At 29.9% G+C, this 22,246-nt stretch carries 14 protein-coding genes and 1 pseudogene; 14 read left to right on the top strand and 1 reads right to left on the bottom strand.

The genetic code is table 11. From position 1 onward, the window contains the following. The first annotated feature begins 61 nt into the window (after positions 1 to 61). The 14 genes and pseudogenes from ES045_RS16625 to ES045_RS08535 all read left to right on the top strand — a co-directional run bounded on the left by ES045_RS16625 (position 62) and on the right by ES045_RS08535 (position 18,727). Positions 62 to 1,285: an acyloxyacyl hydrolase gene (locus ES045_RS16625; RefSeq protein WP_223267217.1), complete on the top strand. Its 1,224-nt coding sequence runs from the start codon at positions 62 to 64 to the stop codon at positions 1,283 to 1,285. 99 nt (positions 1,286 to 1,384) lie between these two features. Next, positions 1,385 to 2,677, top strand: coding sequence for an anthranilate synthase component I family protein (locus tag ES045_RS08595; protein WP_223267216.1), 1,293 nt, complete (start codon positions 1,385 to 1,387; stop codon positions 2,675 to 2,677). Positions 2,678 to 2,725: 48 nt separating this feature from the next. Further along, complete coding sequence (locus tag ES045_RS08590; RefSeq protein WP_147115488.1) at positions 2,726 to 4,051, top strand: serine hydrolase domain-containing protein; 1,326 nt, start codon at positions 2,726 to 2,728, stop codon at positions 4,049 to 4,051. Between the two features lie 19 nt (positions 4,052 to 4,070). Beyond that, the gene (locus ES045_RS08585) at positions 4,071 to 4,304 is read left to right on the top strand and encodes a hypothetical protein (protein ID WP_147115485.1); all 234 of its coding nucleotides are present in this window, start codon (positions 4,071 to 4,073) and stop codon (positions 4,302 to 4,304) included. 39 nt (positions 4,305 to 4,343) lie between these two features. After that, on the top strand, positions 4,344 to 5,684 hold the full coding sequence (tilS, locus tag ES045_RS08580) for a tRNA lysidine(34) synthetase TilS (RefSeq protein ID WP_147115483.1): 1,341 nt from the start codon (positions 4,344 to 4,346) through the stop codon (positions 5,682 to 5,684). A gap of 46 nt (positions 5,685 to 5,730) precedes the next feature. Further along, positions 5,731 to 7,107: a TlpA family protein disulfide reductase gene (locus tag ES045_RS08575; protein WP_147115480.1), complete on the top strand. Its 1,377-nt coding sequence runs from the start codon at positions 5,731 to 5,733 to the stop codon at positions 7,105 to 7,107. A 23-nt stretch (positions 7,108 to 7,130) separates the two neighbouring features. Further along, positions 7,131 to 9,101 (top strand): protein-disulfide reductase DsbD family protein, encoded by a 1,971-nt coding sequence (locus ES045_RS08570; protein ID WP_147115477.1) that lies wholly within the window; start codon positions 7,131 to 7,133, stop codon positions 9,099 to 9,101. 54 nt (positions 9,102 to 9,155) lie between these two features. Further along, a complete protein-coding gene (locus ES045_RS08565) occupies positions 9,156 to 9,551 on the top strand; it encodes a hypothetical protein (protein ID WP_147115474.1) in 396 nt (131 codons plus the stop codon). 134 nt (positions 9,552 to 9,685) lie between these two features. Beyond that, a complete protein-coding gene (locus tag ES045_RS08560) occupies positions 9,686 to 12,265 on the top strand; it encodes a phosphoenolpyruvate carboxylase (RefSeq protein WP_147115471.1) in 2,580 nt (859 codons plus the stop codon). A 91-nt stretch (positions 12,266 to 12,356) separates the two neighbouring features. Continuing rightward, positions 12,357 to 12,545 (top strand): annotated as a pseudogene (locus ES045_RS08555) (magnesium chelatase domain-containing protein); the annotation flags it as partial. A gap of 539 nt (positions 12,546 to 13,084) precedes the next feature. Next, complete coding sequence (locus tag ES045_RS08550) at positions 13,085 to 13,375, top strand: hypothetical protein (protein ID WP_147115468.1); 291 nt, start codon at positions 13,085 to 13,087, stop codon at positions 13,373 to 13,375. A 76-nt stretch (positions 13,376 to 13,451) separates the two neighbouring features. Beyond that, the gene (locus tag ES045_RS08545) at positions 13,452 to 14,270 is read left to right on the top strand and encodes a GLPGLI family protein (protein ID WP_147115465.1); all 819 of its coding nucleotides are present in this window, start codon (positions 13,452 to 13,454) and stop codon (positions 14,268 to 14,270) included. Positions 14,271 to 14,286: 16 nt separating this feature from the next. Then, positions 14,287 to 16,974 (top strand): hypothetical protein, encoded by a 2,688-nt coding sequence (locus tag ES045_RS08540; RefSeq protein ID WP_147115462.1) that lies wholly within the window; start codon positions 14,287 to 14,289, stop codon positions 16,972 to 16,974. Positions 16,975 to 17,191: 217 nt separating this feature from the next. Then, positions 17,192 to 18,727 (top strand): YifB family Mg chelatase-like AAA ATPase, encoded by a 1,536-nt coding sequence (locus ES045_RS08535; protein ID WP_147115459.1) that lies wholly within the window; start codon positions 17,192 to 17,194, stop codon positions 18,725 to 18,727. 127 nt (positions 18,728 to 18,854) lie between these two features. Here the strand turns inward: ES045_RS08535 and ES045_RS08530 are convergent, their stop codons facing one another. After that, a complete protein-coding gene (locus tag ES045_RS08530; RefSeq protein WP_147115456.1) occupies positions 18,855 to 22,214 on the bottom strand; it encodes a VCBS repeat-containing protein in 3,360 nt (1,119 codons plus the stop codon). Positions 22,215 to 22,246: the final 32 nt, after the last annotated feature.

Raw genomic sequence — 22,246 nt, 5'->3', positions numbered from 1 at the left:
CAAAAAAGCATCCAATTAATTGGATGCTTTTTGTTTTTAGAAAGTTACTTACTTTTATCACATGAAAAAAAACATGTTATTTGCCATTCTTTTTTTAACCTGCTTATACAATTACAGTCAAGAAAATGTTAGGCCAAAAACGCAACCTTCTCAATTTTTAGAAAACTTTTATTACACCGTAAATTTTGGCGGAATATTGTATCCTTTTTCAAACGACAATTTAATTGATGGCTACCAAACAGAAACTTTTTCTAAAAACTATTTTTCGGGAAAGCTAGGTTTTGGTTATAAAATAAAAGAAAATCTAGCTTTACAGTTTGGTGTTATTAGACCCGCTTCTTGGTTTAAATATGACAATGTAAATAATATTGGTTATGAAAGAAGTGTCTGGATTAATGCCTGGTATTTGTCTCTCAAAAAAAGTATAAACCTCAATAAAAAACTCTCCTTTTTCGCAGAAGTTGGTGGTGCAAATATCACGCGAAGCGGATTTTCCATTGAAGAAAAAATCATCTACGAAGATGCACATTTCGGGAGTTTCCTCTACGGATTTGGGTTCAATTACAAATTAAATGAAAGATGGCGATTGGCTTTAAACGGAACCTTTTTTCCGAAATCGAAGAAACACAACCAACCTTCTATTTCTCAAACTTCTTTTGGTTTTGAATATCACCTTCAGAAAATTGATGAAAAATTAGCGCTAGAATATGAGAATGATAAAAAATACTTCTTCCCGAAAAACATCTTACAAGTAAGTTACGGAAACAGTAAAATTGGTTTTGGGGCAAATCGTTTTTTCGGAATGAGTTTAAAAGTAGGCAATTTTGAAAGTTTTGGAATTCCTGTTTTTTGGGTAGGAGACGTAAAAGCATCGCATTCTTTTTCTGTTACTTACCAAAGATTAGCTTTTAGAACTCAAAAACTATTCTCTTTAGATTGGGGTGTTAGCATAACTGCTTTTCAAACGGAAGCAACCAATGAAAGTGTATTCGCATTCTCTATTTTTCCGACCATGCGCTTTTACCTATTAAGAAAAGAAGGTTTTGACATGTACGCCAACTATTCTTTAATCGGCCCCACTTTTTTAACTAAAAGCAATATTGACACACTAGAAACAGGACCAAAAACGACTTTTCAAGACACCATGGGTTTAGGTGTTTTCTTCGGAAAACAAAGAGATTACAATTTCGAACTTCGAATTATGCATTATTCTAACGGTAATATTTTTACAAAAAATTCTGGAGTCGCAATTCCTATTCAGTTTACGTTTGGTAAAACATTTTAGTCAAGATAAATCTACTTTAAAATTTAATTTCTAAACAATAAGAATTGTATTTTTGCGATGATGACTCCAAGAACTATCCGCACTTTTTCTGTAGAAAACATGAAAGACTTTAAGCAAAACTTATTGTCTTGGTCGCAACAATTTGAAACAGCACTTTGGTTAGATTCTAACAATTATAAGCAGCACTATTCTAATTTTGATAGCGCTTTGGCTGTTGAAGAATTTACGGCTATCAAAACAGACTACACCAATGCTTTTGATAAACTAAAAGAATACCAAACCATCACAAAAGATTATATTTTTGGGTATATTTCTTATGATGTTAAAAATGATGTAGAACGTCTTTCTTCTAAAAATTTTGATGGTTTAGATTTTGCAGATTTGTATTTTTTTCAACCGCAAAAGTTAATTTTTATACGAGGAAAAAACATCGAATTTCAGTATTTAAAAATGGTCGATGACGAGATAGAAAATGATTTTAAAGAGATTTCTAATATGTCTCCCCAAACGCAATCAGGAACTATCGACTCCTTTGAATTAGACAGCGAAAAAACGGATATTAAAATAAAACTTAGAATTCACAAAGACGAATACCATCAAAAAGTAACAAAGGTTTTAGACCACATTAAAAGAGGCGATATTTACGAAGCTAATTTTTGTCAGGAATTTTATGCTGAAAACGCAACTATAGAACCTCTTGAAGTGTACAAACATTTAAATGAGATTTCTGAACCACCTTTTGCTTCGTTTTTAAAAATGGAACATCAATACGCTTTGTGCGCTTCACCAGAAAGATATCTAAAAAAAGAAGGTGCTAAAATTATTTCTCAACCGATAAAAGGAACTGCAAAAAGATTGATCAGTGCAATTGATGACGCCAAAATTGCATCCGATTTATCGAGAGACGTAAAAGAACGCGCAGAAAATGTAATGATTGTAGATTTGGTAAGAAACGACTTATCTAAAACTGCAAAAACGGGTTCTGTAAAAGTTGAAGAATTGTGCAAAATCTATTCTTTTAAACAAGTGCATCAGATGATTTCTACCGTGGTTTCAGAAATTGACATCAATATGCATCCTGTAGAAACACTAAGAAGCACTTTTCCTATGGGAAGTATGACGGGCGCTCCAAAAATTTCTGCAATGAGAATTATTGAAGAACTAGAAGAAACTAAACGTGGCTTGTACTCTGGTACTATTGGTTATTTTACGCCAGAAAATGATTTCGATTTTAATGTAGTCATTAGAAGTATTCTTTATAATGAAGAAAAAAAATATATTTCCTATTCTGTTGGTGGCGCAATTACTGCAAAGTCTATAGTAGAAAAAGAATATGAAGAGTGTTTATTGAAAGCAAAAGCAATGAAATATGTGTTGCTAAATTCTAAATAAAACTGCTATATTTATAGCGTTTTAAAATCTTATAAACACTATCATCCTATGGTATTTCCTAAAAAAATATACACTTCTTTTTTAATTGGTTTTTTATGTATTTCAAACTTTACAACTGCTCAAAACAGTAAGCATCAAAAAATATCTTTTGGAAACCCTTCTGAAGTTGATATGGATTCTCTTTACATTCATACAAAAGTAGATTCGATTATAAATTTAGGCATACAAAAGGAAGCTTTTCCTGGAGCTCAAATTTTAGTTGTAAAGAATCATAAAATTATTTTTAACAAAGCGTACGGTTTTCATACGTATGACAGCATTCAGAAAGTTGGTTTAGATGATCTGTATGACTTGGCTTCTGTAACAAAAATTATTGGCCCTTTACCAGCATTAATGAAATTACATAGCGAAGGAAAACTAGATTTAGACAGTCCGTTTAGCAATTATTGGAAACCTTGGAAAAGGAGAAAAGACAAGAAAAATCTTACCGTTAGAGAAATTTTAGCGCATCAAGCAGGTTTAAGTCCGTATATAATATTTTTAAATGAAGTCTTAAAAAAGAACGGAAAAATCAAAAAAAGGTTTGTTAAAAAGGAACCGAATAAAAGGTTTGAAAACGAAGCGTACGAAGGTCTTTTTGTAAAAAACAGGTTCAAAAATAAAATGTTTCGTCAGATTAACAGATCTAAAGTTTCTGATGTAAAGAAATATAAATATTCTGGTTTGAGTTTTTTAATCTATCCTGACTTGATTTCACAAATCACCAAAAAAAGTTATACAGATTATCTACAAGAAAACTTTTTCACCCCTTTGGGAGCCACTACTTTGGGATATAGACCAAAAACTAAGAATTTTAAAAATTTGATTGTTCCTACAGAAATAGATTCGCTTTTTAGAAAAGGACTTACAAAAAACTGGGTTCATGATGAAAACGCTGCCCTTTTAGGCGGAATTTCTGGTAACGCAGGTTTGTTTGGTACATCTTTAGATTTAGCAAAAATCATGCAGATGTATAGTAATTATGGTGTTTACGACGGTAAAAGATACCTTGCAGAAAGTACGGTAAGAGAATTTACTAAAATTCAATACCCAGAGAATGAGAATAGAAGAGGTCTTGGTTTCGACAAACCTTTAATAAATAACGCAAAACTGTCTATAGAAGAGGCGTATCCTGCGCCAGAAGTAAGTGCCGAAAGTTTTGGTCATAGTGGTTTTACAGGAACGTTTGTTTGGGCAGATCCTATAAACGATTTGGTTTTTATATTTTTATCTAACAGAGTATATCCTAGTAGGACACACAGAAATATCTACAATTTAAATATTAGACCAAAACTTCAGCAAGTCTTCTATAAAGCAATCAAAAATAAAAAATAATTTCACTTATATTTGCGCTATGATAATTGACCAAGAAGCACTTTTTAAAAAAACGTTAGATAGTTTACAAGAAAAACCAACGGAACAGAATATGTTTAATAAATTTTTAGATTTGTATCCTGCAGAATGGAAACGGCTAAAAGTTACTTTTTCTAAATTTAACAGAAGCAAGCAATTTGGTAAGACAATTCCATTGCCGAGACCCGAAGTTTCTTTAAGAAGAAATATTAGCGTTTGGTTGAAAAAACAATAGTAAAATAACGTTATTAATTTGCGTACTTTTGAAGATCTTATGCTTCAAAAACTATCAAATCACATTGCCCAAAACCTTCCTTTTCTAAAGGATAAAAAACTATTAATTGCTATTTCTGGCGGAATAGATTCTGTCGTATTAACTCACAATTTAGCGGCTTTAAACTTTAACATTTCTCTTGCACATTGTAATTTTAATTTAAGAAATACAGAAAGTGATTTAGATGAAAAGTTTGTAAAAGAACTAGCGAAAAATTTAGACATCGATTATTTTACAACTTCTTTTGAGACTAAAAAAGTAGCGAAAGAAAATAAAGAATCTACACAAATTGCCGCTCGAAATTTACGATATACTTGGTTTCAAGAACTAATTACCACTCATAATTTTGATTTTGTTTTAACTGCGCATCATGCAGATGATAATCTAGAAACGTTTCTAATTAATTTAACAAGAGGAAGTGGTTTAGACGGTTTTACAGGAATCCCTGAAATTAATGGAAATATTGTACGTCCATTTTTAAAATTTTCTAGAGAAGAAATACTCGATTTTGCCAATAAGAATACTATTTCTTGGCGAGAAGATAAAAGCAATGCTTCTACAAAATATGTCCGGAATAAAATTCGCCATAACGTGTTGCCTGTTTTAAAGGAAATTAATCCGAGTTTGTTAGATACGTTTTCTAAAACAATAGAGAACCTACAAGAAAGTAAGCAAATTATTGAAGATCGAATTGCAGAAGTTTCTAAAAAAGTAGTTGAGAATAACTGTTCGACTGCGCTTGAAGAAACAAAATTCAATATTCAAGAAATTCAGCTTTTATCAAACCCGAAAGCATATTTATATCAACTTTTAGTAAAATATCATTTTACAGAGTTTAATGATGTTTACAATTTGCTTTCTGCACAATCTGGCAAACAAGTATTTTCTAAAACGCACGTTCTTTTAAAAGACAGAGAATATTTAATATTGTCTAAAAAAGATTTCTCTCCTAGCGTTTCTAATCCGCTAGCATCAGCCTTTGAGATAGCTGAAAATACGGTTGAAATCACAAATCCGATTCATTTAACGTTAGAAGATGTTAACGAGAAATCAATTCAAAATAAAAACACTATTTACGTTGCTAAAGCGCTTTTAGAATTTCCGTTAATTTTAAGAAAATGGCAAAATGGCGACTATTTTTATCCTTCAGGAATGAAAGGAAAAAAGAAGTTAAGCAAGTATTTTAAAGACGAAAAATTATCACTCTTAGAAAAAAATAACACGTGGTTGTTGTGCAATAATACTGGAGATGTTATTTGGATTCTCAACAAAAGACAAGACAATCGGTTTGAAGTTGACACAAACGCCGAAATTATAAAAATCTCTATCAAAGATAATTGACCAAAAGGTTTGTATCTTTAAATCTTCTACCAAAAACAATATTCTTATGAAAAAAATAGGGCTTTTAATAGCAATAATTACCATGGTTTCTTGCAAGCCAGAAATAAAAGTAGATTATACGATTGTTTCCGGGAAAATTGAAAATGCAACCTCTAAAAAAGCAACGATATATAGTCAGTTTGATACTAGTAAAAAATCTGAAATTACACTAGCAGCAGATGGTAGTTTTACAGATACCTTAAAAATGAATACAGATTTCTATTTTTTGAGAGAAGCAAGAAACATGACCACATTTTATGCTCCAAATGGGACTATCTTACATCTAGAATACAATGCTAAACAGAAAGATTCTACCCTTACTTTAATAGGAAATACGAGTACAATTAATAATTACATGATTAGAAATTTGAAAGTTTCTAAAGATTTAATTAATGACATGAAAACTCTTTATTTAAAGGATGAAACTGAATTTAAAGAACAATTATTAACTGTTAAAACAGCAAAAGAAAACCTTTTGTCTGAAACAGACGGAATTCCGGAAGATTTTAAAATGAACGAAAAAAGAAATATTAATTATGAATATTTAACAACGTTAAACAATTACCAATCTTACCATGGATATTACAGTAAAAATAGAAATTTTAAAGCTTCTAAGGATTTTCTTGATGACTTGGAGGGTTTAGATATAGATAATGATACTGATTTTCTTTTTTCTGGAAACTACAGATCTCTTCTTAGCACCAATCTAAGAGAAAAAGCAAAGAAATTAGCTGAAAAAGACTCAATTGCTGGTGATATTGCTTATTTAAAAACTATTGCAACAGTTAAAAGTGAGGTAATAAAGAACAAGTTATTGTATGATGACGCTCGATACGGAATTACCTACACAGATGATTTAGAGCAATACTATGCACTTTACTCTTCAAATTCTACAAATGAAGAAAACAACAAAAAAATAAATGAAGGCTACAGCAAATTAAAATCTTTAGCAAAAGGAAATCCTTCTCCAAAATTTACAGATTATGAAGACAATGCAGGTGGCACAAAATCTTTAGAAGACTTAAAAGGAAAATATGTTTACATAGATGTTTGGGCAACTTGGTGCGGACCATGTATTGCAGAAATTCCTTCTTTAAAGCAAGTTGAAAAAGATTTTCATGGTAAAAACATTCAGTTTTTAAGTATTTCTATAGATGTTGAAAAGGATCATGATAAATGGAAAAAAATGATTATTGATAAAGAATTAGGCGGAATGCAATTGATGGCTGATAGCGATTGGAAATCTCAATTTATAGAAGATTATATGATCAAAGGAATTCCGCGTTTTATTTTATTAGATCCTCAAGGAAACATTGTAAATGCAAATGCACCAAGACCTTCAGATAAAAAATTAGTAACAACCTTAAATGGTTTAAACCTTTAGTATTCTCTCAACATCAAATTATAATGAAGAAAATTTTTTCACTTTTTCTGCTTTTTACCGTATTTTCTATTTTTTCACAAACCGAAAACAATCCTATTGTTTGGGAAGCATCCATCAATAAAATTTCAGAAACTGAATATGACGCCGTTTTTACAGCTAAACTTTTATATGAATGGCATTTGTATTCGCAATATAACCCAGAAGATGCTTCACAAGCTTTAGAAATTCTAATTCCTGAAGGTAAAACTGGCTATAAATTAGTAGGCAAAGCTAAAGAAAGTAAAACAGACAAAGAGTATTCAGAAATCTGGGAAAAAGAAGAAATTTTCTTTAAAGACAATGCTACAATTACACAAAGAATAGCAATAATAAATGCTGATATTTCATCTGTTACACTAGAAATCTACGGACAAATCTGTAAGCAGGCTTGTATACAAATAGAAGAGTCTTTTTCTTTTCCTTTAGACGGAAAAAAGCTAGAAAAAGAAGTTATTGTTATAGATGACAAAAGTAAAAAACTAACAGAAGCACTAAAATTAGATTTAAAAAACACTGCTTTATTAAAAACAGGAGCTAAAACTGAAGAAGAATCTGGCAACTCATTATTCAATATTTTTCTTTTAGGTTTCGCTGGCGGTTTGTTCGCTTTATTAACCCCGTGTGTGTTTCCAATGATTCCTTTAACAGTTTCATTCTTTACAAAACAATCTCAAAGTAAAAGTAAAGGAATTTTTAACGCGATTTTATACGGTGTTTTTATTGTGATTATTTACATACTTTTAAGTGTTCCTTTTCACTTAATTGATGGTTTAGACCCGAATATTTTAAATACCATTTCTACCAATATTTGGTTAAATATTTTCTTCTTTGTCGTGTTGGTATTCTTTTCATTGTCCTTTTTCGGATTTTACGAAATAACACTACCAAGTTCTTGGGGAAATAAAATGGATTCTGCCTCTAATGTTGGCGGGTTTGTTGGTATTTTCTTCATGGCATTAACCTTAGCAATTATCTCTTTTTCTTGTACCGGACCTATTTTAGGTTCTCTTTTAGCAGGTTCTTTAGGTACAGTTGGTAATCCTGCATTTCAGCTTTCTGCAGGTATGACGGGTTTCGGACTCGCTTTAGCTTTGCCTTTTGCTTTGTTTGCTTTGTTTCCTAATTTATTAAATGCTTTACCAAAATCTGGTGGTTGGTTAAATACAACCAAAGTAGTTTTAGGATTTTTAGAATTGGCATTTGCTTTTAAATTTTTATCAAACTCAGACCTAGTTGGTCATTGGGACATTTTAAAACGAGAAGTTTTTATTGGTATTTGGATTGTTATTTTCTTAGGATTGGCATTGTATTTATTCGGGAAAATCAAATTTCCGCATGACTCTAAGCTTAAGAAATTATCTTTCTTTAGAGCATCTTTTGGTGTATTGGTACTTGCTTTTGTGGTGTATTTAATTCCGGGAACATTAAAAGACCCAACATGGAATTTGAATGCGTTAAGTGGTTTTCCTCCTCCACAGTTTTATAGTATTTATGAGCAAGAATCAGACTGTCCATTAGGTTTAGATTGTTATAAAGATTTTGATGAAGGCTTGCAAGTTGCTAAAGAAACAAACAAACCAATTTTATTAGATTTTACAGGTTGGGCTTGTGTGAATTGTAGAAAAATGGAAGAAAATGTTTGGAGCGATCCTGCAGTTTATAACATTCTTAAAAACGAATACGTTCTAATTTCACTATATGTAGATGACAATGAAAAAGAATTGCCCAAAGCAGCACAATTCGATTTTATAAAAGCCAACGGAAAACTTAAAAAAATTGAAACGTATGGTGATAAATGGTCTACGTTTCAGATCGTAAATTTCAAAAATGCTTCACAGCCTTATTATGTGTTGATGAATGCAGATCTAGAGATTTTAAATTCTCCACAAAAATATACAGATATAGAAACTTATAAGAGTTGGTTAGAAAAAGGGATTCAAAATTATAACAAGTAATAATTGGTATAAAAGTTGATGCTATCTATAGCATCAACTTTTATATTTTAAATAATGAAAAAAAGACTTTTATCTTTAACCATAAGTTTGTTCTTAAGCATTTCTTTGTATGCTCAAAAAACGAATACACCTCAACAGAAAGCACCAGTTAGTATTTACACCTTTAACTCTTTAGATAAAGATGTAAATAGTATTTCTTCCTTAAATAAAAGACTAAAGTTAACTTCTTACAAATTTGTAATTGTAAAGGCAGATGACATAGCTACTAAAGTCGCTTCCATTAATTTTAGTGCTATTGGTAAAAAACCATCAGCATCTATTTATGATGATTACAGAAAACATCAAAACAACAATCTCTTAAAAGGTTTTTTATATAAAAATGACCCAACAAGGTGGAACTTACATCGCATAGAAAACAGAATACAACCTTACTTCCTAAATCAAAAATAATACAGAAATTGAATTTTTCTTAAAATTAGGCACTATTTCTACGATTATAATAATTAAGTGGAGAACTATTGCCATATAAGTAAGTTCTGTAAAAACTTCTTTTTGTAACTTTACACTATAAAATTTACAAAAATATGTCCGGATTATCTGAACTTTCTCGTTTTAATGAAAATGTGTTGTCTAAATATCAAATTTACAACAGTATTTTTATGACCTTACCTTTTGACACTATTAGCAATACTGGTGTGTTATTACCCTTGTTTCATAAATTGTGTGAAAAAGGATTTCAAGAAGGAAAAAATCCGACAGAAATTGTAGATACTTTCTTTAGTAAGTACCAAGAAAACCCTACAGAAAAAGAGAAAACAGATTTATTATTTCGTTTTATTCAATACATAGAACGTCAGGTAGTTTTGTTTGATGCCATTGAAGATGCAGCTTTTCCTGTGGTAAATAATATGGACGGAATTGGTACACTTAGAAATTCTAAGGAAACCGCCATTTTAGGTGATAAAAAAGAAGCTTTAAAAGCCCATTTAGAAGACTTTAAAGTTCGTGTGGTTTTAACAGCGCACCCAACACAATTTTACCCTGGAAGTGTTTTAGGAATTATTACAGATTTAGACAAAGCAATTCAGAATGACGATTTATTACTGATAAAAAAATTGTTGGCTCAATTAGGAAAAACCCCGTTTTATAAAAAAGCGAAACCGTCTCCTTATGATGAAGCGATTAGTTTAATTTGGTATTTAGAAAATGTATTTTATCATTCTATCAGCAAAATATACAACTACATTCAAAACAATATTTATGATGGAAATCCTATGGATAATGAAATTATAGATCTTGGTTTTTGGCCTGGTGGAGACAGAGACGGGAATCCGTTTGTTACCACACAAATTACATTAGATGTTGCAGAAAAACTACGTCAATCTATTTTAAGAAGCTACTACAGAGATGTAAAAAAATTAAAGAGACGTTTTACTTTTGATGGGGTTCAAGAAATATTAGCCAGAGTAGAAAAAAGACTTTACAAACACGTTGTTAGAAGTTATAGTAAAGTCAACTTTTCGCAAAAAATATTATTAGAAGAACTCTTAAATGCAAGACAAATTGTAGCAGATAACCACCAATCTTTGTTTATCGAAGAGTTAGATGATTTTATAAATAAAGTAAGAATTTTCGGTTTTCACTTTGCAACCTTAGACATTAGACAAGACAGTAGAGTGCATCACCAAGCATTTACACAAATTGTAAAAGACTTGCATACTGTCGGAGACACTACTTTCCCAAAAAATTACGAACATTTATCCGAAGAAGAACAAATAGAAATTTTAGCGGCCGTAAAAGGAAGCATCGATCCTAAGATCTTAACAGACGACACTTCTGTAAGCACCATAGAATCTATGTATGCTTTGAAACAGATTCAGAAAAGAAACGGAGAACGTGGTGCAAACCGTTACATTATTAGTAACAACCAAACGGCATTAAATGTAATGGAAACTTTTGCGATGTTGAATTTATGTGGCTTTGAAAACGGATTACCAGTAGATGTAATTCCGCTTTTTGAAACTGTAGAAGATTTGCAAAATGCAGAAGAAGTAATGAGAACCTTGTATTCAAATAGAACGTACAGGTATCATTTAGAGAAAAGAAAGAACAAACAAACCATTATGCTAGGTTTCTCTGACGGAACAAAAGATGGTGGTTATTTAATGGCTAACTGGGGTATTTTTAAAGCTAAAGAAGCGCTTACAAAAGTTTCTAGAGAATTTGATATTGAAGTTATTTTCTTTGACGGACGTGGTGGACCACCTGCTCGTGGAGGAGGAAAAACACACCAATTTTATGCTTCTTTAGGACCTACAATTGAAGACAAAGAAATTCAATTAACTGTGCAAGGACAAACCATTAGTTCTAACTTCGGAACACAAAATTCTGCTCAATATAATTTAGAACAATTGTTAAGTTCTGGTATTAAGAATGATATTTTTACGAAAGATCAGTTAAATGATGATAATAGAAAATTGATTGAAGATATGGCTGAAACAAGCTATAAAACTTATGTCGATTTTAAAAATCATCCGCAGTTTTTACCGTATTTAGAAAAAATGAGTACGTTAAAATATTATGCTAAAACAAATATTGGTAGTAGACCAAGTAAGCGTTCTAATTCTGCTACGCTAGATTTTTCTGCCTTAAGAGCCATCCCTTTTGTAGGAAGTTGGAGTCAGTTAAAACAAAACGTCCCCGGTTTCTTTGGTGTAGGAACTGCGCTTAAGAAATATGAAGATGCTGGTAGGTTTGATGAAATTGTAGCGTTTTACAATACGTCAGATTTCTTTAAAACACTCTTAGAAAATAGCATGATGAGTTTGACAAAATCTTTCTTTGAATTGACTGCATACATGGCAGATGACCCTGAGTTTGGTGAATTTTGGAAACTGATTTTCGAAGAATATAAAACAACGAAGAGATTACTTTTAAAACTTACAGGACATACAGTATTAATGGAAAACTTCCCTATTGGAAAAGCTTCCATTGAAATTAGAGAGCAAATTGTCTTACCTCTTTTAACCATTCAGCAATTTGCTTTAAAACAAATTCAAGAATTACAATCTTCAGACGAAAATGCAGCTAAGATTGAAGTTTATGAAAAAATGGTGATGCGTTCTTTATTCGGTAATATTAATGCAAGTAGAAACTCTGCTTAAAAAATAGCTAAAAATATTTTATCCATAAAAAGCAACCAACATTTGGTTGCTTTTTTTATATTTTAATTTTCTCTATCTTTAAAGAAAAAAAATGCTTGTAAAAGCTTATGGTTCAGCCGTTTTCGGTATTGAAGCTACCACCATTACCGTAGAAGTAAATATAGATAAAGGAATTGGCTACCATTTGGTTGGTTTGCCAGACAATGCAGTACGAGAAAGTTCTTATAGAATTTCTGCTGCTTTAAATAATAATTCATACAAACTTCCTGGAAAAAAATTAAACTAGACAAAAGCACCTTATCTAATTTTGAAAAAGGTAAAACTGTAATATTAAGACTGAAGATTTGACTAAGATCTTTCTTGTTAAAAATAGCTGAAAACTATTTTTTTTTAAAAATTTTTAAAATAAGTTAGGGGGGGGGGCAAATATTTTTATACATTTGAGTGCTATCCTATTACAAAATGAAAAAGAAAAAGTGAGTATAAAAATGCTTTCTTTTTCAAAAAAACATATTTATATTATCATTTACCGAAAGTTAAAATGATAATAAATTAAAAAAAACTCAAATTTTGAGTATGTCTTGTTATGTAAAAAAAACAAAACCTCTGCCTGAAAATTTAAGAGACAAAAATATTTCACATAATTGTTTAACTTAAACCTATTGCCTATGTAAATATACAATAACAAGAAGAGATCGTATTGCAAAAGTAAAGCTTTTTCTACAAGTTTCCTAAGAGTTGTCAACTTGTTTATTCACATACAATTCTTAAAAAAATTATAAAACAACTAACCTTTAAAAGGTTATAAATTTAAAAATTATGAAAAAAATTTTAATAGTATTTTTAATGTTTTTTGCTTTATCAAGTTTCGCAATTGATTCAGTAAACAAAAATAAAAACGAGCAAAGTGAGTTTGAATTAACAAAAGATGAATTCGAATTAACGAATACTGCAGATTTTGTAATTGTCGTATGTTCTGTTACTATTAGGAATACTGAGACAGGTGAAACAAGAAAAGTTTATGCTTATGGATATGATAGAAACTCATGTGCATCAAATGCATACGGGAACGCACACAAACTTGTCAAACAATTGAATGACGAAAAATGAATTAATAAATAATAATAATAATAATGGAGATTAATTTTTAATCTCCATTATTATTGAATATAAATTTACAAAAAAAATGCTGAAAAAAATATTAGTTCTAACGTTTTCCTTAATTATTTATAGTACTTATTCTCAAAAAAAAACAATTAATGTTTATCAATTAGAATATCAGAGAAAATTAACTTTTGAAGATACCCCGACAAACCCCTTTATTTCTTCTTTTGAGTACATTAAATTTATAGAGTTAAATAAATCTATTTATAAAAAAATCAAGAAAAACAGAAACTCTAACATTTTAAAAAAAGATAAAAAACAAAATACTGTTGTTGATTTTTATCCAACAGGAAAAAATATAAGTACAGTTTTTAAAAATTATAAAAAAAATGAATTTTACTCTAAACATGAAGTCGCATACAAATATTTTGTTGTTAAAGATAAATTAGATGTTTTTGATTGGAATGTTTTGAATAATACAAAAGAAATATTAGGTTATAATTGTCAATTAGCTACCATGGATTATCGAGGGAGAAAATATGAAGCATGGTTTACAACAGACTTACCTGTTGGAGGCCCTTGGAAATATGATGGTCTACCAGGTATGATTTTAGAGATTAAATCAAAAGATAATTTTATAGCTTTTAAAGCTACCAGAATAAAGAATACTGCAATAGAGTTAGACAATCTAAAGAATCCGTTTAAACTTAAAAAAGCTATTACTTGGACTGAATTTAAAGCTTTGTATAAGAGAAAAGCTATGGAACTTATTAATTACAGACCGGATGAAAATTTTATTGGGGTTGAATCTTCTAGAGGTGGTATTGAACTTTATATTAATAAAGATGACGAAGAATACAACAATGCATTAAAAAAATTACCTAAAACGCGTAAAAATTAATTAAGATATATAAGTGTTGAAAAAAATTAAAATTAGCATAATTAGATATGGTTTTATTTACTTATTTATTTTTTTTGTTATAAGCTCAAATTATTCTCAGACATTACAAGGAAATATTAGTGATTCTAATGGAAATTACTTAACAGCAAAAATTCTTATTAAAAAATCTGATGGATCCGGTGTCGTCAATGAATTTATTTTAGTCCAAAACGGGAGATTTTCTTACGATTTGAAAAAAACATATTATGAAAAAGGTTTTTTTTTAGATGTTACTGCTACAGGATATAATTCACATATAGAATTAGTTAAACCATCTGAACTAAAAAAAACAATGAACTTCAATTTTATATTAAAAAAAGAAAAAATTGAAATCCTTGAAGAAATTATTATTAAAGGGAATAAAAGACCTCTTTCTATAAAAAAAGATACCGTAGTCTATAATGTTGAATCCTTTAAAGACGGTACTGAAAAAAAAGTAGAAGATTTATTAAAAAAGCTTCCTGGTATTAGAGTAAATGAAGATACTGGTATCATAAAATACAAGGGTATCACTATTGAAACAGTTACTATTGAAGGAGATGATTTATTTGATTATAATTATACAATAGGTACAAAAAATATAAATATAGATTTAGTAAAGGAAATTGAAGCAATTGAAAATTATTCTGAAAATAAATTACTAAAGGGTATTGAAAAAAGCAACAAAGTTGCAATTAATTTAAAACTTAAAAATAATAAAACAGATTTATCTTTAAGTACAGACATTGGCATTGGTAATTATTCAGATTCAGATAATGTGCCAATAGATTTATCTATTAATTCTTTAGCAATAAATAAAATACAAAAATCATTTATTGTTTCAACTTACAACAATGTTGGTAAAAACACTTCTCCTTTTAACTACCTAGACAGTCAGATTAGTCTAGAAAAGATAAAAGAAGAAAAATTTTTAATAGAAAAAATAATTCCAGAATTATATTTACCAAAAGTTACAATAAATAATCTTTCAAACATTAATAATCAAATTTTTGGAAATTTAAATAGCATATTAAGTCTTTCAGATAAAACAAAAGTTAAATTAAATTTCTATTATTTATCTGATAATAATAAAAATAACCAAATTTCTGAAAGCAGAATTACTATTAATAATTCTGCTTTCAGTACTCTTGACGATATTCATGTCGAAAAAAAACCTTTACAATATCGTGGCGATTTTGAGTTAACGTTTAATACGTCTAAATCCTCATTATTAGAATACAAAATGAGTATAAGAGACGAGTATATTAATACTGAAACAACTATTTTTTCAAATCAAAACAATGATTTCTTATCCTCTCTGCAATCAAATAGTACTTTTCTAAAACAAGAGCTTTTGTACACAAAAAAAAAATCTGATAGAAAAGCTATTCAACTGGAAGCTATTGTAGCAACAAACAATTTAAATCAAACTTTTGTCATCAAGCCGTCAATTTTTGATAATACTAAGTTTAATCAAGACATTCAAGACAATAACTCTAAGAAACTAAACTCTTCTTTTAAAGCACTTTTTTTAGGTAGAACCATAAAAAATAATAAATATAGATTCTCTTTAGGTTATAACTATAATAAAGATTTATTTTATTCAGATTTATCAAGTTTACAAAAGACTCAAGTATTGTTAGTACCTAACAGCAAAAACGCGTTAGATTATATTAACTCTGAAATTTATAACAAAGGTTCCTATAACTGGAGTATTGGAAAGTTTACTATATCTCCAAAATATTCTTTAAGATATTTAAATTTAAAACTTAAACAGGATAATATACATAATACTTCAAATTTTTTACTCTTTGAGCCATCCCTTAATATAATCTATGAGATAGACAGAACTTCTTCTTTTGGTTTTGTCTCCAATTTTTATAATATCTCAACACCTTTGAGGTTTTTATATAGTAATCAAGTTTTGATAGACAATAGAGTGTTAAGAAGTAATAAACCAAAACTATCATTACAAAAGATTAAATCATTTAGTTTATCATTCTCAAAGAATGACCTTTTTAATCAATTTGAGATGTACTTAGGAGCCAATTATAGTATTAATAACGGAAATTTTTTTAGCAACTTATTTATAAATGAGAATTCATCAAGAGTTAGTATTTTTTTTCTACCTGAAAGTGTAGGAGATATTGCTTTTAACTTTAGTCTTTCAAAATTGATTTACCCACTAAAAACTACCTTTAGGATAAACTCCAATTATTCAATCGTTAATTTTAAAAACGTAGTAAATAATTCTGAATTAAGAAATAATAAAAGTAATTTTTCAGTTAACAGTATTTTTTTAAAAACATCTTTCAACCTACCTGTTAATATAGAAAATAAAACAACATATACCTTTCAGGAAACTAAAAGTATAAACACATTTAGTAATAAATCTATAGAAAATAATTTGAAACTGATTTTAAAACCTTTTAAAGGTTTTTCTGCTTCAATTACCCACAATTATATTATTCCTTCTTTTAAAAATAGTTCTAATAATTATTCTTTTTTAAGCTCTAAAATACGATATACTCCGAAAAAAAAAAGTTGGCAGTTGGAACTATCTGGAGTTAATCTATTGAATGAAAAATCATTTAGTAAAGAGAGTGCTACTGATATTTCTAATAACTCTCTTAGTGTAGATTTAATTGAAAGGTATATACTATTAAATTTTTCATACTCTTTTTAACCTCCATAGACTTAAAAATGTTACTTCAATAAGGATTGTATATCAATTAAATATATAAGAATGGTAAGTATGTTATTTCTTTTTGACTAATTCATATTCTGATATCAAAAAATGGATACTTTTAAATATCATTACGAGATTCTAAACTAGAAAATCAGATAATTTACAAACTATCTATTATCAATTTTTTCTCTACCTTTATCCAAAAGAAAAAAAAATGCTCGTAAAAGTTTATGGTTCAGCCGTTTTCGGTATTGAAGCAACAACCATTACCGTAGAAGTAAATATTGACAAAGGAATTGGCTACCATCTAGTAGGTTTGCCAGACAACGCAGTACGAGAAAGTTCTTATAGAATTTCTGCTGCTTTAAATAATAATTCCTACAAACTTCCTGGTAAGAAAATTATTATAAATATGGCGCCAGCTGATATTAGAAAAGAGGGTGCTGCTTATGATTTAACTTTAGCTGTTGGTATTCTTGCTGCTTCTAGTCAAATAAAATCCGAAACCATACACGAATATATTATTATGGGCGAACTTTCTTTAGACGGAGGTTTACAACCCATAAGAGGTGCTTTGCCAATTGCTATAAAAGCAAGAGAAGAAGGTTTTAAATATTTAATTCTTCCGAAGGCAAATGCAAAAGAAGCAGCTATTGTAGACAATGTAGAGATTTTAGGCGTAGACAATATTTTAGAAGTGATCAATCATTTTAATGGTGATAAAAAAATTGAACCCACTTTGGTGGATACAAGAGCAGAGTTTTATAAAAACATCGATTTCCCAGAATTCGATTTTTCTGATGTCAAAGGTCAAGAATCTATTAAACGTTGTATGGAAATTGCTGCTGCTGGCGGACATAATATTATTCTAATTGGCCCACCAGGATCTGGAAAAACCATGTTAGCAAAACGATTGCCTTCGATTTTACCGCCCATGACTTTACATGAAGCTCTAGAAACTACAAAAATTCATTCTGTGGTTGGTAAAACTAAAAATGAAGGTTTATTATACCAACGTCCTTTTAGAAGTCCTCATCACACAATTTCTAATGTTGCACTTGTTGGCGGCGGACAATACCCAAGACCTGGCGAAATTTCTCTGTCTCACAATGGTGTTCTATTTCTAGACGAATTACCAGAGTTTAAAAGAGATGTTTTAGAAGTAATGCGTCAACCTTTAGAAGATAGAGACGTTACAATTTCTAGAGCTAAATTTACAGTGACCTATCCTTGTAGTTTTATGTTGGTGGCGAGCATGAACCCGAGTCCGAGTGGATTTTTTAATGACCCAAACTCACCAATGACTTCTTCTCCACAAGAAATGCAGCGTTATCTAAGTAAAATTTCAGGACCTTTATTAGACAGAATTGATATTCATATTGAAGTAACTCCTGTACCTTTCGAAAAATTATCCGAAGAAAGAAAAGGAGAATCTTCTGTAGATATTAGAAAACGCGTTACGGCTTCTCGAGAAATACAATCAGAAAGATTTACGGAGTTTGAAAATGTGCATTACAATGCTCAAATGAATGTAAAACAGATTCGTAAATTTTGCAAACTATCCGAAGAAAGTAAACTACTTTTAAAAACTGCTATGGAGAAACTAAACCTGTCTGCCAGAGCTTATGACCGAATTTTGAAAGTCTCTAGAACGATTGCCGATTTAGCAGCTGTTGCAGATATTTCTCCAGATCATATTGCAGAAGCAATACAGTATAGGAGTTTAGATAGAGATGGCTGGTTGGGGTAAAGTATCTGGGAAGTTCTAGCTAAAAAAAGTTTAATTATGGAAGTTTTTCTAAATACAAAAAAAATAAATACAACCAAAACTATTGATTATTATTATAATAGCCTACTTTCCCTCAAGGACTTCACAACTATTTGTTAATTTTTATTAATGATAATTCTCCATTATTTCTAGCAACTAAAATAGCTTTAGATGCTCCTACTTTTATAAAAGCAGCATCTTTTACATCTCCTCCAGCCCATAAGTTAGACTCTTGGTTGGAAATAAATTCAAACTCTTTATTTAGATTCCCTTGAAGCAAAAACCCGTAATTACTGTCATTTCTTGGAGTTTCTACTTCCGACCCAAATAAATTCCCTAAAAGTAGTATATCTTTGACTGCATCGTTATTAAAATCGTTTATCAAAATTTTATTTACGGACGATAATTGGGCTCTATTCTCTAAAGGGTTGAATTCAAATTTTCCATTGGTGTTTTTAAGAATTGACGTTGCAAAATAAGTTGCTTTGTAGGATAGACTTTCTTTTAATTTATCGCCATAAATATCTTTTACACTAGCAGAACCAAATTCATTATAATTTTTAAACTTCTCTTGAATAAAGGGCATTTGTGCCGAAGAACAAGAACGACCTCTTACCGGGAAAACCTGGTCATTCTGACTATATCCTAAAACAATATCTTCTGTATTATTACCATCAAAATCATTTAAATACATGTAAAAAGGCTTCTCAAAATCTGCTTTGTATTTATAATTTAAACCTAAATTACCGGCAATTACGTCTAAATCGCCATCATTATCAATATCATTCACCTCAATAGAACTCCACCAACCAACATGCTCCAATAAACCATACTTTTCTGTTTCATTAGTAAATGAACCTCGCTGATTTGTATACAACTCAATAGGTCCCCATTCGTTTGCTATAAGTAAATCTTGATCACCATCTTTATCTATGTCTGCCCAAGTTGATGCCGTAATCATTGTATGGCTTACCAATTCTGGCAAATATTCTGCAGTAACATCCGTAAATTTTATTTTGCCTTTTTCAGTATTATTTTCTAATAAATAACTTTTTACAGGACGTCCATAAAAACCGGGCTTAATTCTTCCTCCAATAAATAAATCTATATCACCATCATTATCAAAATCTGAAGCAGACACTCTCAATCCGCTAGAAGTTATAGTAGGTATTGCGGTAGTATTCTTTACAAACTTACCATCTCCTTTATTCTCATAAAATCGGTCTGTGTAGTAACTATCATTGGGTTTTGCTTCACTTCCGCCACTTATTACATATAAATCTAGATCACCATCTAGATCTGCATCAAAAAATATTGCACCAACATCTTCATATTTTTTATCTCTAGAAAACACATTGCTATTTTTAATAAATTCTCCTGTTTCTTGTTGAATGTATAAGGCACTTTTACTATTTTTTGCGCCACCAATAAAGAAATCATCTAAACCATCATTATTTACATCTGCCACAGCTAAAGCAGGACCTAACTGCGACATTCTATGTGGTAATAAGGTTTCTTTTTCAAAATCATTAAAATTATTTTCCTTGTGTACAAAGTTGATACCTGATTTTTTTGTTATTTCTGTAAACAAATCTTTTCGTGGTGATTTTTTAATGGCTTCATAAGTTTCCTTCTTATCATAAACCAATTCTATGGCTTGATTTACTTTTACTTTTTTATAAATCTGAATAGAAGCATCATTCCATATTACCTTAACACTATCAATTACTGTAACTCCTTTCACTCCAAAATGTAAGGCATCTGCCATTGCTGATTGAAAACCTCTTGTGAAATAATTCTCTATTGTTTGTTGTGTATTATTTGCGTACAACTCTACTCTAGCACCAATTGCATTGACATTCTTTTTGGTCCCTTTTAATTTAACCTTTAAATAATTATTAGAAGTTGTGTTGTTTTTATAGATGTAAGAAATACCCGCAGAATTATTAACAACAATATCTAGGGCACCATCATTATTAAAATCGGCATACGCTGCACCATTAGAATTGGTTGCGTTTTGCACTATTTTTAACTTTTGAAACGTTAAATCTCCATTATTTAAATAAAAATAATTTTCTTTTTGCCTAGTAGGCATTTTAGACAAAATATCACTCATATACGAACTTGTCTGAATGCTTTTATTTTTTATAACCTCTTTTTGTTTCTTTTTTCTATAATTTACAAAGTCATTGTTTCTAAAATCTCCTTTAATACCATTTGATATAAACAGATCTTTATGACCATCATTATTCATATCTAAAAAAAGAGGAGCCCAACTCCAATCTGTACTTGATATACCTGATAATTGTCCGATTTCAGAAAACATTGGCATATTGGTTTCCTTATTTACACCACTATTTAATTGCAGTGTATTGTACATATATTGATTATGTAAACCCAGTTTCTTGTTTTCATAAAATTTTTCTGGATCCATACCACTCATACTGGTCTTTTGTGAAAAATTATCTTCTGCCATCATATCTACCGCCATAATATCTAAATAACCATCGTTATTCATATCGGCAATATCATTTCCCATAGAGAAATTAGACATATGTTGCAGTGCTATTTCTGAAGACTCTTTAAAAGTGCCATTTTTATTATTAATATATAGAAAATCTTTTTCTGAAAAATCGTTACCAACATAAATATCTGGCCAACCATCATTGTTTAAATCACCAATAGAAACACCCAAACCATAACCAATCATATTGTTTATAATATTGGCTTTTTCACTTACATCTACATAAAAATCATTTACATTTTCATACAAACGATTTCCTCTGTGTTTTGATTTTTGAGAAAGTAGATTTTTTAGATCATTTTCATCATAAGTACCAATACCATGGTTTATGATGAACATGTCTAAATCTCCATCTTTGTCGTAATCAAAAAAAGTAGCCTGTGTTGTGAAATCCGGAGTATCTAGTCCGTATTTTTTTGCTTGATTTTCAAACTTCGGAATCCCCTTTTCATCAATCCCTTTGTTTACTAACAATACATTTCTGCGCTTATCTAAGTCACTTATTTTACCTGACTTAGCGTAATAAATATCCATTAAGCCGTCATTATTTATATCTACAACTGTCACTCCTGTTCCAAACCCATAACCTCCGCTAGCATTGGCTTCTTTGGTTACTTCCTTAAACTTCATATTGCCCTCATTTAAATATAATGAGTTTGATTTTATACTATTTACATAATAAATATCAATTAACCCATCATTGTTAAAATCTGCAACAGCAACTCCGCCACCATTATAATAATACTCATATAACAATCCATTCATATAAGTATTCTCTTTCAACTCATTAAAAAAACGGATACCTGTAGTTTCTGGAGATAAAACCGTAAATAATTCTTTTGAATTTAAACTTTGAATAGAAGTTTCTTTACGCTGCTTTTTTGATTCACTATTACATGAAGACCACAAAGTAAAGATTGCTATGAATATAATTATTTTCTTCATTCTATATTTTATTATATTAAAAAACTAGAGCC

Origin of the sequence: Polaribacter sp. IC073 (assembly GCF_007997075.1) — a bacterium.
In the GTDB taxonomy this organism is placed as follows: Bacteria; Bacteroidota; Bacteroidia; order Flavobacteriales; family Flavobacteriaceae; genus Polaribacter.
Note: the sequence above shows the minus strand (reverse complement) of the source record. Positions and strands in the feature narration are given on the sequence as shown.